Here is a 14,291-nt window from a genome sequence, read left to right as displayed (position 1 = left end):
TATTTATATGGTTAAAATTTTAATTTAATATTTTTATAAATTACTCTGATTGATCGCAACCGAACGGGTTGCTTTACGCTTTCGGGTCACAAACAAACCGCAAACCACCACACCTAAGGTTACACCTAAAGATAGAGTCGTTTCATAACTATAGGCTGGTGAGAAGAACATATAAGCCAATACACTTAAAATAATGATAATCACAAACCAAGTCAGCCATGGGAATAACCACATTTTAAATGGAATTTCCGCTCCAGCCGCTTCTAGCTTATGTCTTAAACGTAGTTGCGAAAACGCAATAACCAAGTACACGAGTAAAGCAATTGACCCTGTGCTTGAGAGCAATAAGCCAAAGACTTTTCCAGGAAATACATAGTTAATGACACAGCATACTAAACCAATAAAAGTTGAGGAAAACACCGCAATTGCAGGTACACCGGCATAGTTCACTTTAGTGACTGCCTGTGGTGCTTCATTACGTGTTCCCAAACGAAATAACATACGAGAAGATGTATAAATTGCCGCATTCATACAGCTCGCCACGGCGATAAACACGACCGTATCAATAATAAGTTTAGTGCCCGGTACGTTTAAGCTCATTAAAACGTATTGGAATGTCCCATACTTTTGTAAGTCCGGTGAACGCCAATCGACAAGCGAAACCGCAATAAACATTGAGACCACGAAAAAAAGAATAATACGGTACAACACCAAATTGGTGGCACGTCTAATTTTTTGTTTAGGGTTAGATGACTCTGCTGCGGCAATCGAAACAATTTCCACACCAAAGAATGAAAATGCCGTAATTAAAATGGCAGATAAAATTCCTCCCATACCGTGCGGCATAAAACCAGCGTTGTTGTATAAATTGGCAACACCACTGACATTTTTAGCTAAAGGCCAAATACCTGAAATTGCCAAAATACCAATAATAATGAAACCAATAATGGCTACCACTTTGACCAAAGAAAACCAGAACTCAAACTCACCAAAACTTTTGGTACTAAAAAAGTTAGCTAAGCTTAAGAACACAATAAAGCAAAATGCATAGATAGAAACCGAAACGCTCGGAAACCACGAATGTAAAATTTCAGCACCTGCAATGGCTTCTACCGGAATCGCTAGTACCCAAAACCACCAATATAACCAACCTATTGTAAAGCCTGCCCATGGGCCAATTGCTTTACGGGCATAGGTAGAAAATGAACCAGTGTCTGGTTCTAAAACGGCCATTTCACCTAACATACGCATAACCAGAAATACCATAATGCTGGTAATCAGGTACGCAAGAATCACCGCTGGGCCGGCCTTGGCAATTGCAGAAGATGAACCAACAAATAAACCAGCACCAATAACACCGCCAATACTAATCATTGTGATATGGCGATTTGAAAGTCCTTCGCCTAATTTTTTTGTTCTATCATTATTCATATTTCATTCCTTAAAAATATATCCATAAAAACAATCTATTACATTTCAAAATCCTACAGTCATGAAAAAAGGGAAAACTGCTGTTTTCCCTGATAATAAAAATTAATTTAAAGTTGGCATTGAGAACTGTTTTGCTTCACGGACTTGAGCCGAAGGCCAGCGCTGTGTAATGGTTTTACGGCGTGTGTAGAAACGGACACCATCTGGACCATACGCATGTAAATCACCAAATAACGAACGTTTCCAGCCACCAAAGCTATGATAAGCAACAGGAACTGGTAAAGGCACGTTAATCCCCACCATACCGACTTGAATGTGACTGCTAAAATAGCGTGCTGCTTCACCGTCACGGGTATAGATACAAGTACCGTTACCATATTCATGGTCATTAATGAGTTGCATCGCTTCTTGCATGGTATTTACACGCATAACTTGCAACACAGGACCAAAAATTTCTTGTTGGTAACTGGTCATGTTTGGTGTGACTTGATCAATTAAAGTTGGTCCAACAAAGAAACCTTTTTCATAGCCTGCCGGTTTTGCATCGCGGCCATCGACCACAATTTTTGCGCCTTGCTGCTCTGCACTTTGAATATAGGCTTGTACTTTGTCTTTATGTGCTTGGGTAATAAGTGGCCCAAAGTCGTTGCTTGCATCTGCATAGTGGCCGAACTTCAATTTTTTCATTTCTTGACTCAGCTTATCAATCACAACATCAGCAACTTCATCTCCAATGGCAACCGCAACCGAAAGTGCCATACAACGTTCACCTGAAGAACCGAAAGCTGCGCCTAACAATGAAGTCACTACGTTATCAATATCGGCATCAGGCATAATAATCGCGTGGTTTTTTGCACCGCCTAATGCTTGGCAACGTTTACCCGTTGAAGTCGCTGTACGGTAAATATATTCAGCAATTGGGGTTGAACCCACAAAGCTGACTGCCTGAATACGAGGATGATGCAATAAGGCATCTACCGCCTCTTTGTCACCATTCACCACGTTAAACACGCCGTCAGGTAAACCCGCCTGTTTTAAAAGTTCAGCAAGGTATAAAACCACTGAAGGTGCTTTTTCAGAAGGTTTTAAAATAAAGCAGTTACCGCAAACCAGTGCCATTGGGAACATCCATAACGCCACCATGGCCGGGAAGTTAAACGGTGTAATTCCAGCAACAACACCTAGCGGTTGGAACTCACTCCATGAGTCGATATCTGGTCCGACATTTTTTGAAAACTCCCCTTTTAAAAGCTCTGGTGCGCCGCAAGCATATTCAACATTTTCAATACCACGTTGCAGTTCGCCTTGAGCATCATGAGAAATTTTACCGTGCTCTTGCCCAATCAAAGCGCAAATCTTTTCGGCATTTTGCTCTAATAATTGTTTGAACTTAAACATGACACGTGCACGTTTAATGACTGGTGTATCACGCCATGCAGGAAATGCTTGCTCGGCTGCCTGAACTGCTTCATTTACCGTTTGCGCATCTGCAATTTCGACTTCTTTACTAATTTCACCCGTCGCAGGATTGTAAACTGGCTGTTTTCTTGCCGTTTTAGATACAATTCTTCCTTGAATGAAATGCCCTAGCACTTTTTTGGCTTGTTCACTATGCGTACTATTTTCAGTTGAAACTTCGTCATAGCTAAAATCTTCTAGGCCATTTGTCATTGTTGTTACTCCTTACTACAATTAGTTTTCAGATCAAACTGTATTTTTCATTTAGATTTTGAAGATGGGTCTGTTGATATTACAGACCTCGGTAAAATGCCTAATAAAGCTTAATTCACTTGATAAAGCGCATCGCCCACAGCATTCATTAAGCGGTCAATATCTGCTTCTGTACTATTAAACATTGGACCGAACTGAAGCGTGTCGCCACCAAAGCGAACATAGAAACCTTCTTTCCAGAGTTTCATACCAAGCTCAAAGCCTCGGATGGTGGCATCACCATCACGCGGAGCTAACTGCAAAGCACCAATCAAGCCACAGTTGCGAATGTCTAAAATGTGCGGTGCGCCTTTTAAACTATGCAGCATTCTTTCAAAACTTGGTGCCAAAGCCGCCGATTGAGCCAACAGGTTTTTCTTTTCTAAAACTTCAAGCGCAGCTAAAGCGGCAGCACAAGCGACTGGATGGGCCGAATAGGTATAGCCGTGGGTAAATTCAATTGCATGTTCGGGTAGGTCCTGCTGCATAAAGGCAGAATAAATTTCATGGCTTGCCACCACTCCACCTAAAGGTATGGCACCATTGGTCACCTGTTTCGCAAAATTCAAAATATCTGGTGTTACCCCAAAATATTCTGCTGCCGTCCACGTTCCTAAACGCCCAAAGCCTGTAATCACCTCATCAAAAATTAACAAGATGTCATGCTGATCACAGATCTCTCTTAAACGTTGTAAATAGCCTGTTGGCGGCACAATACAACCCGCAGAACCAGAAATAGGCTCCACAATGACGGCTGCAATATTTGAAGCATCGTGTAGCTCAATTAACTTAAGCATTTCATTGGCAAGTTCTACCCCGCCTGTTTCTGCACAGCCTTTGGTAAAAGTTAAATCAGGTTGCAAAGTATGAGGTAAATGGTCTACATCCATCAGTTGACCAAACATTTTACGGTTGCCTCCAATCCCACCTAAACTTGTCCCCGCAACGTTCACACCATGATAGCCACGGGCACGACCAATCAATTTGGTTTTACTTGGTTTACCTTTAATGCGCCAATAAGCTCGTGCCATTTTTATAGACGTATCTGCCGACTCCGAACCTGAGTTGGTAAAGAAAACGTGTTGTAGTTTTTCAGGCATATGCTGAACAATTTTATCTGCCAGCTTAAAAGACAATGGATGACCAAACTGGAACGCTGGTGAGTAGTCGAGCTGACCTAATTGAGCACTTACCGCTTGTTGAATTTCAGGCAAGGTATGACCTGCACCACACGTCCATAAGCCTGAAAGTGAATCGAATATTTCACGGCCAGAATCATCAATCAGATAAGACCCTTTGGCACCCACAATCATACGTGGGTCTTTAGCAAAGTTTCGGTTTGCTGAAAAAGGCATCCAGTGTACCTGATAATTTATGTGCATATTATTATTAGGTTTAACCGCGTCCAAAGTATGTTCAGAGTCGCTGAATTTATCCGTATCAAACATAACCATTCCTGTTTATTTTCAAATTATGGTTTGAGTGTACATAGTGAGATAAGTTTGATAAATTCAAATTATCTTGAGTTTAGATTTAAAAAAACAAAACTAAATGAAACCTAAAAAATTAAATCAAGTTACTGATTTTGATATAAAACTTCTCAAAATTTTTAAAACGGTTTGCGACTGTCATAGCTTTACATCTGCCGAAAGTATTTTAGGTATTAGTCGCTCTGCAATTAGTTTGCATATGAGTGATTTAGAAAATCGTCTGGGCATTCGGCTGTGCCAACGTGGCCGTGCCGGCTTTGCCCTCACTGATGAAGGACGGGAAATTTTAGAATATATCGAAGTGCTGACAGCAGCGATTGAAGACTTCCGTTCTAAAGTTAACCAAATGCATAACCGCCTTAAGGGTGAATTTAATATCGGCATTATTAACAACCTTGTGACTATGCCTAGAGGCTATATCACCAACACCTTGACACAACTTGCCGAGGAACATGCCGAAGTTATTATTAATATCAGTATGAGCACCCTTTCAGATATTGAGTGCCGTGTACTTGATAACCGTTTGCACGCAGGTGTTATCCCCCTTGTTACGCCTTTGTCTGGTTTAGACTATTTCGATTTATATAATGAAAGTTCATTTTTATATTGCGGCAAAAATCATCCTTTATTTAACCAATGTAGCAACATTCATTTAAATGAATTAAAAAAATGGCAAGCAATTCTTCCTAATTATGCAATTACCTCGGAAGCAGCCAAGTTACATCAGCTTTTAGACTGTAAAGCGACCGCAAGTGACCGCGAAGGTATTGCCTTTCTCATTTTAACCGGAAAATTTTTAGGCTTTTTACCCGACCACTATGCAAAAAAATGGGTTGAAGACGGTGTTATGCAACCTGTTTTAAAAGATAAAATGCACTACAGTACCCCTATATGCTTAATTACTCATAAGGGTAAAAATCACAATAATATTTTAAAAACCTTTATGGAAATGCTTGAGAAGCGAATAGCTAACAATTAAGGTACGTACTGATATTGAAATAAAAAAGCTCCACAAAAGGAGCTTTTTTAGAATCTTGGCAGAGGATCAAGGACTCGAACCTTGACGAACGGTTTTGGAGACCGTCATGCTACCATTACACCAATCCTCTATAGACAATTAAACCATTCAGATTTAATCATAAAAAAAGCAAGATCATCGTCTTGCTTCTTTCTATGGTGGGGGCGAAGAGACTCGAACTCTTACACCTTGCGGCGCTGGAACCTAAATCCAGTGCGTCTACCAATTTCGCCACGCCCCCATCTGGGACATTTATTTAAAATAAATGTGGCAGAGGATCAAGGACTCGAACCTTGACGAACGGTTTTGGAGACCGTCATGCTACCATTACACCAATCCTCTTCCGAGATCTAGATGTCTTAACATCTATATCAAACTTTAAGACTTAACTTAAAGTGGTGGGGGCGAAGAGACTCGAACTCTTACACCTTGCGGCGCTGGAACCTAAATCCAGTGCGTCTACCAATTTCGCCACGCCCCCGATGGCTGTGTATATTAGCGATAAGATCTAACAGTGACAAGTGTTTTTTTTTCAAAAAAAACTGACCGAGTAATTTGTATACAGTTACTAGATCAATGATTTTTATCAGGTTGAGAGCGCTTTTAAGCAATTTATCGCTTCATGTACATTTGAAAACCGGTTTTGCTGCTGTTTTTGTAACAAGCCTGAAAGTAGTGGCAAGAAAATTTGGAACGAACTTGGTAATTCCACATTTAATTTTTGACAATGCAATACCGCCCACTCATGGTAACTATTTGCTTGTAAACGAGTTTGCGTTAACCATTCATACAATACGATTCCCAATGCATATAAATCACTTTGAACGGTTTTATTGGCACCATGAAATAGCTCTGGCGCCATATACCGTGGTGTAGCATCATTTATTGGATCAGGACTTGAAATAAGCCGTGTTTTTTCAAAATCAATTAAATAAAGCTCTTGCTTAGACTTTCGAAAATGTTCTTTTTTAATATCACCATGAATCCATCCCAACTCATGAAGCTCTGCCAACTTAACAAGTGCCAGATAGATTTTCTCATCTATATTTTTTAAATTTTGCTTTTGATCTAAATCATCAAACCAACAATCTGTATCCGGTAAAACTAATACTTTTCCTCGAAATTGTGTTTGTTGGCAAATAGTCCTGTCCTCAATAATTTTAAATGGCAAAAGCCAATTCGCTTTTTTATATGTAATATCTTCATAAAATTGCAATTCATGCAAAAAATCTTGCTCACTTTGAGCATGTACGTTTGGCAAATGAAATTTTAACCAGTAGGAATCAGCATCTATAGTACATGTCCATAGATGCCGTCCTAAAGCTTCACTTCTAGGCTTTGTCACACATTTTAGGTTTCCTATATGAGAAGCAAAATCATGCTTCAGCATAATAAGATTCTGGCTGTTGTTTCTTTTCTTCAAAACGTAAAACTTCTAAACAGTGCTGAATCGTTTTACCAATACGCGCGTGCGTTTCAATAGAAGAGATTTTAGGCCAAGTCGCGCGCTCGCCTTCTCGCTGTAAACGTTTAAACAAATGTGGGCGTGGGTTTTGTAGCGTATAGGCATAATGTTTTAAGCTATATTTAGCAATAATATTAACATCACCATAATAGCGCTGCCCTACTACGCCATATCCATGATCGAGCAGTCTTCTTACGGGTGAAATCGCGCCTAATCTTTGACGTGTAAAGTCCATCAGCCCCATTGAAAGTACTTTACCTTGGCGTCTTAAAATTCGTTCAGGCCAACTTAAAACGTCTTTACGGAAACGGCGCGCATCATCTTGCATAAACGGTACAACATGCGGATTCACTTGACTGGCTATGGTGTAGTTTAAATTATAAAGTCTTGCCATTCTTTCTTGTGGGAAATCGCTACGTACACTGCCGTCCACCCATTTAGTATTTGCCATATAAGGGGTATGTTCACCATCATAACGCTTACTGGTTAAACGCACAGGTGGAAATAAAACTGGCACAGCACAAGAAGCCAATACCGCACTCCAAACCAAAACATTTGGAGTCATAATCGCATTCATAATTCGAGGGTTTTCAGTTGCATCGTACGGCGCAACAGCGACATTAATATTCAAACCTGATTTTTTGAATGCTTCTTCAAAAGTAAGATCACCTAAATTTTCAATTAAGAATTTTTTTAAATAGTGAACATCGGCAATCCCACCATTCCCTTTTATAAGTTCACGAAGTTTTCTAAAGTGAAAAGCATCACTAAAAAATTGCTCACCATTTAGCAAGTTTTGGATATCTTCACTGGCAGAAATTCCCAACATACCTGTCATAATGGCGCCCGCACTTGAACCAGACAGGACTTTAGGCATTAAATCTTGTTCAATTAAAGCCTTACATACACCGGTATGAAAAAGACCTAAGGTTGCTCCCCCCGAGAACATAAGAGCAGGTTGTCCATATGCTTTTTCACAGTTTTCAAAAAATTCGATTTTTTCTTTTCTTTGGAATGTAATACATTCACTAGATGCAATGTAAGCCAAGCTTTGGCTGACTTCTTCAATATAATCTTCAATTAGTTTTTTTGTGCCTACATGTGTGGCAGCAAACAACATAGGGTGGCCAATATTTGCAATATCGTAGGTCAACCCTTCTTTTAAAAGATAAATCAAATCTAAAGTGCGATGTTGCTGACGATATCTTTTCAGTAAAGTGTAACGATAAGAAATGAGCTCGGCATCGAAGTAAGGCGAACTATTATCAAACTTCCACTCTTGTGCCCCAGTTTCTTCATCCAGTTTTAATGCAAAAGACTTCCACTCTTCATAAGATTCAGCCATGTCTAACTGACGTTGTAATTTTTTGATACGGTAAGCCTGATGCGGATTCATATCACTTCGTATTTTTTCAAACATATTTCGTCCTCATCTTCACAGATGATTTTACTGAATAGACATGACAACACTATGCGCGGTCTGAACATTTCAATCAATTGCAAAACCGATAAACTGCATGAGTCGTATCTTTTTTGTCAGCTTGCAAATTTCGGTGTTAGTATCCTAGTAAATTACTGTTTAACATGATTGATTAACCATGGCTACCATTGATTTACCCGACAATTTAGTTCAAACCTTATCACTTGTATTAAATCAGTTACAGCAGGTCTTACCTGAACCGAAACAAGAGACCGATTTTACTGCCCCTGCTTTTAGATGGGAAAACCAGCAGCTTAAAGCCATTTATACACCTAAAAATATTTACCTTGATGACTTAAAAGGCATCGAAAGACAAAAAGAAAAGATCATTCAAAATACTTTGCAGTTTTTAAATGGCTTACCGGCAAATGATGTACTTTTAACGGGGTCACGTGGTACGGGTAAATCCTCTATTGTTCGTGCTTTACTCACGGAGTATGCACCTCAAGGATTACGTTTGATTGAAATTGAACGTGATGATTTAGCAGACTTACCGAAAATTCAAAAAATTATTCAAAACCGACCTGAAAAATACATCGTCTATTGTGATGATCTAGCATTTAATGCTGAAGATGAAAATTACCGTAGTTTAAAAAGCGTATTAGATGGTTCCTTACAGTCAGGTTCAACAAATTTTATTATTTATGCAACCAGTAACCGTCGTCACTTGTTACCTGAGTTCATGCATGAAAACACCCCTGTAACCAAAGTAGATGTGCCTCAATATACCGAGCTTCATCCGCAAGAAGCGATTGAAGAAAAGATCTCTTTATCTGACCGTTTTGGTTTGTGGTTATCTTTTTATCCAATGGATCAAAACTTATATTTAGAAATCGTAGAGCATTATCTAGATAAAGCAAACATGCCTTTTAATGATGAAGTTCGTGCTGAAAGCTTGCGTTGGTGCCAAATGCGGGGTCAGCGCTCTGGTCGAGCTGCTTATCAGTTTTCTAAGCATTGGATTGGTTTAAACGCCTTAAAATATTTGCCTAACAATTAAATAAAATGTCCCGCAAAGCCTTAGCTTTGGCCTATAAATCGCTTAGCTTTGGCAGTTGTTTTTCATAACCTAAAACAAAGATAGCCCTTCTTTAGGTTTATATATGAAAAAACAATTGCCAAAAATTTCTACAACAAGTAAAGCGCTTGCTAAAAGTTTATTGCTTGCACAAGGCGTTTTAGACCAAGCAAAAAAATATTCAACTCTTCCTTTTACTCAAACTCATATCATCCGTCCACGAATTGACGAAAAATATTATAGCTGGACACACTACGGTATCTTTTTCCCACTTTTACCAGAGCCGCATCGTTACTTAAATATTATGATTTTAATCGGTACTCCAGGTGCACTTGCTTTTGATCATGATGACATCATCACTGGAAACCCGAGAAAAACTGCTACTTTCTTTTCAAGCACAGCTGCTCTTGAACAAGCTTTACTGAAGGCCTATATCATTCCTGAAGATACAAAAATTAATAAAGATGGAACCTTAATAGAACTAGGTCAGGAAATTTCAATTCAAGGAAAATTTCCACACATCCATATTAATGGACATTATGATGGGTTTGATTTCGACTTTGATATCGATATCACTTCACATGTTTCATGGTTTATAAAAACACCAATCTATGATCATTTTAGTTTATTGACAAAGTTTAAAGGTTTTTTAAACTATCAAGCAAAACGCATTGAAACCCAAGGACTTTGTACTTACGAATATGCACGAGCAGTGGGTCCTCACTCCATTACAAATAAACTTATTCCTGATGCATATAAACTGCCACTTGATTTTTTTACTTATCAAATTATCAATTTAAACGAGGCCACTCAACTTCTTCTTACCAAAGCCGATATTGCAGGACAAACAGCTGCATACACCCTGCATATTAGACATCTGGACCAGCCAGCTGAAATTTACACAGATGTAAGCTTTGATATTATTTCGCATCAAGTTGATGACTTCGTTTCACCTAGTGGGCAAAAAATGCGACTTCCAAAATATTTTTCATGGATCGCTCGAAATGATGCAAAGCAAATTATCTTAAACATTCAGGCAGAAATTGACTGCCCATTCCGCTATGGTCATGGGCGAGGTTATGCAAGTAGCTATATATTTACTGGTCATTATTTTGGCAATGAAGTTCAAGGCCGTGGATACATCGAATATATTGATATCGAAAATCCTCAAGCCTTTGAAAATGAATAATCTTACTCAGGAATAGTAAGTTCAGTCATTGGCCATCTTGGTGTGGTCGTTACAGCTAAACCATCATGCTGACCTGCTTTTAAACGCTGATAACCTGCAAATGCAATCATTGCACCATTATCTGTACATAAAGCAGGCTCAGCATAGTAAACCTGAGCTTTAATTTTCGCCAATGAAGTTTCTAACTGTTCACGTAATCGTAAATTTGCACTTACCCCACCAGCAATTACTAAACGTTTAAGACCAGTTTGCTTTAAAGCTTTTACAGATTTTTTTACTAAGGTATCTACAATGGCTTCTTGGAATGAAGCAGCAATATCAGCATCACGGTTTTCGCCGTTCAATTTTTTCAACTGAACAGAAACTGCCGTCTTTAAACCACTAAAAGAAAAGTCTAAGCCCTGATGAAGCATTGGGCGTGGAAATTCAAATGCTAAAGGATCACCAGATAACGCCAACTTAGCAATATTTGGTCCACCCGGATATGGCAGATTCATCATTTTTGCGACTTTGTCGAAAGCTTCACCTGCCGCATCATCAATTGACTCACCTAATAGCTCATATTGACCAATACTATGAGCTGCCATCAATTGTGTATGACCACCTGAAACAAGCAATGCAACAAATGGAAACTCAGGCGGTTGGCTTGAAAGCAAAGGAGCCAACATATGGCCTTCCATGTGGTGAACACCAATTGCCGGTTTATTAAGTGAAAATGCTAAAGTTCTTCCAAACAAGGCTCCGGTCATTAACGCTCCCATTAAACCCGGGCCACGCGTATATGCGACTGCATCAATTTCCTGTTTCTTAACACCACTTTGTTCAAGCAGCTGATTCATTAAAGGAATAAGCTTACGAACATGGTCACGAGAAGCTAACTCCGGAACCACACCACCATATTCGGCATGAAGTTTTATCTGGCTATAAAGAACCTGTCCCCGTAAGCCGAGTTCGCTATCATAAAGTGCCAACCCTGTTTCATCACAAGAAGTTTCCAAGCCTAAAACAATCATCAAAACTGCCTTTTATATGAGTCAAAATATTGCAATCGCTATTATAGACTTGTGATATGAGTTGTAAATGAGTAAAATACTGACCTTCACTTGTGATCTGGCGCAATGGTGTGCCTGATCTTATCCATAATCTAGAGGATTTTACATGCCACAAGTTAAGTTGAAAGAAGGCGAACCAGTTGACGTAGCTATCCGTCGTTTCAAACGTTCATGCGAAAAAGCTGGTGTTTTAGCTGACGTTCGTAAACGCGAATTCTACGAAAAACCAACTCAAGAACGTAAGCGCAAAAAAGCTGCTGCAGTTAAACGCTACCAAAAGAAATTGGCTCGCGAATCTGTACGTACTACTCGCCTTTACTAATTAATTTGTGATTGACTGCTAACATTATGACTACTTTAAAAAACCAAATTACTGATGCATTAAAAACTTCTATGCGTGCCAAAGATATGGCAACAGTGACGGTTTTGCGTAGTCTACAAGCAGCAATTAAGCAAATCGAAGTCGATGAGCGCATAGAGCTTGACGACGCTCAGGTTCTTGCGGTCATTGAAAAGCAAATTAAACAACGTAAAGAATCGATCAAAGCCTTCGAAGGTGCTGGTCGTGATGATTTAGCTAGTAAAGAACAAGCCGAAGCTGAGGTTTTATCTCAGTTTCTACCAGAAGCTATGACTGAGGAAGAGCTTGATTCTCTTATTGAGCAAACGATTGCTGCTCAAGAAGCAACTAGCATGAAAGATATGGGTAAGGTGATGAATTCTCTACGTCCGATCATAGCCGGGCGTGCCGATCCTGCTCAAGTTTCAGCAAAAATTAAAGCTAAATTAGCTTAATCCCCCTCTCTTCTTATATATCCTTAAATTAAACTTTCTCGTAAGTTTAAGTATATTTATGCCTGTGAAAATTCCAAAGTCATCCTAGACCTTAAATTTTCATTCGTCGCTCATCTTGCATTTGCTTTAATCGACTATCTATTCTGGCTGACATGGCCTGATTACCTTTTGCAAGACGTTGTGCATGCAACATTGATTTAATTGCATCCTCTTCACTACCAGACCAGTACTGTGCTTCAGCACGATATCGCAATACATTCACAGCTCTTAATGGTGAATTTTTATCTAAATTGGCGGCTTGTTGTAATAATTGCCAACCTTGAATATCTCGGGCATTTTTATTAATAAAACGCTGCACCAAAGTTTGCACTTGAGCATATTTACCTTGACGTAATAAAACCTCAGCCAATTTGTAGCTAAAAGCTTTATTTTCAGGCATTGTCATTTGCAAGGGAGCAATTGAATTATAGGCCTGATCAAGTTTATTCTGGCCTAAATAAATATCTGTTTGAATTAAGGCAACTAATGGCTTACCGCTTGATTTCGCCTGCTCCAACGTTGCTTGGGCTTGAGTATAATCCCCTTGTTTAAGATAGAAAGCCGACAAAGCCAACAAGCCTGCCAGATTTTTTTGCGACGCCAGACTTTGCAACTGATTTTCAGTAGCTTCTCCAGCAACCACCATGGTATACCATTTTAAAATTTCAAAATCGACATCATATATTCGACTTTTAACTTTAGGCATCTGGTTTGCTCTCAAGCGAGCCTCACTCATACGTTCAGATGTAAGAGGGTGAGTCAGCCAAAAATCTGGTAAAAAACTTACTCGGCTCGTCGCTCTATGCATCGTTTCAAAATAATCCGCCATGCTTTGCGGGTTATAACCAGCGGCATACATATATTGCATACCAATTCGATCCGCTTCACGCTCTTGATTACGACTATAAGTGAGCTGTTTATCAAGAAGTGCTGCTTGTGTACCCAACATAACAGCGGCACCAGCGTCTCCACCAGCCTGAGCAGCTAAAGCCACCCCTGCCAACAAACCAGCCAAGCTTAAAAGGGTTTGTCCTTTAAAAGCTTCTTCCGAACGACTAAAGTGCCTTTGCGAAACGTGAGCAATTTCATGGGCCATTACCCCCGCAATTTCATCAATATTTCGTGCTGATGAGATAAGGCCAGTATTTAATGCAAATAACCCACCTGGAACAGCAAATGCGTTAATTTGAGGGTCTTTAATTACAACCAGAGCGATCGGCTGCCCCAGCTGAGTTTCACTTAAAATATTAGAGAAAACTTGAAAAAACTGATCTTCTAGCCATACATCCTGTATAACCGGCATTTGCTTATGAACTTCACGGAAAACTTTTTCGCCAATAAATTTTTCTTTCTGTTGGTCGAGCAGCCCTATTCCACTTCCAATATTTGGAATTTCAACCTGTCCAGAAGCTGGCTTGGGGTCAAAAGGATTAGCGTAAGAGGCATTTGTTATCAAAGCCAAACTTAAAATAACTGGCAAAAATTTCAAAAGTTCTTCTCTTATTAAAAATTAAAATAACAAAAAAGCCCATCAATATCATGCTTCAGTTATTTTGCATCATATCAACAGGCTTTCACTATAACATTGAAAATAGACTATATTT

The 14,291-nt window shown here is 39.3% G+C and carries 12 protein-coding genes and 4 tRNA genes; 5 read left to right on the top strand and 11 right to left on the bottom strand.

The window, feature by feature from the left end; translation table 11 throughout:
- Positions 1-33: 33 nt before the first annotated feature.
- The 3 genes from NQ782_RS00850 to NQ782_RS00840 all read right to left on the bottom strand — a co-directional run bounded on the left by NQ782_RS00850 (position 34) and on the right by NQ782_RS00840 (position 4,595).
- Positions 34-1,431 (bottom strand): amino acid permease, encoded by a 1,398-nt coding sequence (locus NQ782_RS00850; RefSeq protein ID WP_001058173.1) that lies wholly within the window; start codon positions 1,429-1,431, stop codon positions 34-36.
- A 102-nt stretch (positions 1,432-1,533) separates the two neighbouring features.
- Complete coding sequence (locus NQ782_RS00845; protein WP_057094339.1) at positions 1,534-3,102, bottom strand: CoA-acylating methylmalonate-semialdehyde dehydrogenase; 1,569 nt, start codon at positions 3,100-3,102, stop codon at positions 1,534-1,536.
- 110 nt (positions 3,103-3,212) lie between these two features.
- On the bottom strand, positions 3,213-4,595 hold the full coding sequence (locus NQ782_RS00840) for an aspartate aminotransferase family protein (RefSeq protein ID WP_086231035.1): 1,383 nt from the start codon (positions 4,593-4,595) through the stop codon (positions 3,213-3,215).
- A gap of 97 nt (positions 4,596-4,692) precedes the next feature.
- On the opposite strand from NQ782_RS00840, the gene NQ782_RS00835 reads away from it, so the two are divergent.
- Positions 4,693-5,610, top strand: coding sequence for a LysR family transcriptional regulator (locus NQ782_RS00835; RefSeq protein WP_000802857.1), 918 nt, complete (start codon positions 4,693-4,695; stop codon positions 5,608-5,610).
- Positions 5,611-5,666: 56 nt separating this feature from the next.
- Here the strand turns inward: NQ782_RS00835 and NQ782_RS00830 are convergent.
- From NQ782_RS00830 to NQ782_RS00805, 6 genes are all read right to left on the bottom strand, one after another.
- Positions 5,667-5,740, bottom strand: a tRNA-Trp gene (locus tag NQ782_RS00830).
- Between the two features lie 65 nt (positions 5,741-5,805).
- A tRNA-Leu gene (locus tag NQ782_RS00825) sits at positions 5,806-5,890 on the bottom strand.
- Between the two features lie 27 nt (positions 5,891-5,917).
- Positions 5,918-5,991: transfer RNA gene (locus NQ782_RS00820), tRNA-Trp, on the bottom strand.
- Between the two features lie 54 nt (positions 5,992-6,045).
- A tRNA-Leu gene (locus NQ782_RS00815) sits at positions 6,046-6,130 on the bottom strand.
- A gap of 105 nt (positions 6,131-6,235) precedes the next feature.
- The gene (locus NQ782_RS00810; protein WP_057094343.1) at positions 6,236-7,039 is read right to left on the bottom strand and encodes a serine/threonine-protein kinase; all 804 of its coding nucleotides are present in this window, start codon (positions 7,037-7,039) and stop codon (positions 6,236-6,238) included.
- Entirely contained in the window at positions 7,026-8,534 is a 1,509-nt protein-coding gene (locus tag NQ782_RS00805; RefSeq protein ID WP_000461855.1) for a DUF3336 domain-containing protein, read from the bottom strand. Before NQ782_RS00805 ends, NQ782_RS00810 begins: the two co-directional genes overlap by 14 nt.
- A gap of 178 nt (positions 8,535-8,712) precedes the next feature.
- Here NQ782_RS00805 and NQ782_RS00800 point away from each other — a divergent pair, with 178 nt between their 5' ends.
- Together NQ782_RS00800 and NQ782_RS00795 are read left to right on the top strand one after the other, a co-directional pair.
- The gene (locus tag NQ782_RS00800) at positions 8,713-9,594 is read left to right on the top strand and encodes an ATP-binding protein (protein ID WP_057094345.1); all 882 of its coding nucleotides are present in this window, start codon (positions 8,713-8,715) and stop codon (positions 9,592-9,594) included.
- Positions 9,595-9,697: 103 nt separating this feature from the next.
- A complete protein-coding gene (locus NQ782_RS00795; protein WP_057094346.1) occupies positions 9,698-10,801 on the top strand; it encodes a DUF6670 family protein in 1,104 nt (367 codons plus the stop codon).
- A 2-nt stretch (positions 10,802-10,803) separates the two neighbouring features.
- On the opposite strand, the gene tsaD is transcribed toward NQ782_RS00795, so the two are convergent.
- Positions 10,804-11,814: a tRNA (adenosine(37)-N6)-threonylcarbamoyltransferase complex transferase subunit TsaD gene (gene tsaD / locus NQ782_RS00790; RefSeq protein ID WP_057094348.1), complete on the bottom strand. Its 1,011-nt coding sequence runs from the start codon at positions 11,812-11,814 to the stop codon at positions 10,804-10,806.
- Positions 11,815-11,959: 145 nt separating this feature from the next.
- Here tsaD and rpsU point away from each other — a divergent pair, with 145 nt between their 5' ends.
- Both rpsU and NQ782_RS00780 read left to right on the top strand, forming a co-directional pair.
- Positions 11,960-12,175: a 30S ribosomal protein S21 gene (rpsU, locus tag NQ782_RS00785; protein ID WP_001136722.1), complete on the top strand. Its 216-nt coding sequence runs from the start codon at positions 11,960-11,962 to the stop codon at positions 12,173-12,175.
- Positions 12,176-12,201: 26 nt separating this feature from the next.
- Positions 12,202-12,648 (top strand): GatB/YqeY domain-containing protein, encoded by a 447-nt coding sequence (locus NQ782_RS00780; protein ID WP_000209410.1) that lies wholly within the window; start codon positions 12,202-12,204, stop codon positions 12,646-12,648.
- A 91-nt stretch (positions 12,649-12,739) separates the two neighbouring features.
- Here the strand turns inward: NQ782_RS00780 and NQ782_RS00775 are convergent, their stop codons facing one another.
- Entirely contained in the window at positions 12,740-14,167 is a 1,428-nt protein-coding gene (locus NQ782_RS00775) for a M48 family metalloprotease (RefSeq protein ID WP_085941241.1), read from the bottom strand.
- Between the last annotated feature and the right edge of the window lie 124 nt (positions 14,168-14,291).

The sequence above is a fragment of the Acinetobacter sp. BD54 genome (assembly GCF_044778325.1).
Lineage (GTDB): Bacteria > Pseudomonadota > Gammaproteobacteria > Pseudomonadales > Moraxellaceae > Acinetobacter > Acinetobacter baumannii.
Note: the sequence above shows the minus strand (reverse complement) of the source record. Positions and strands in the feature narration are given on the sequence as shown.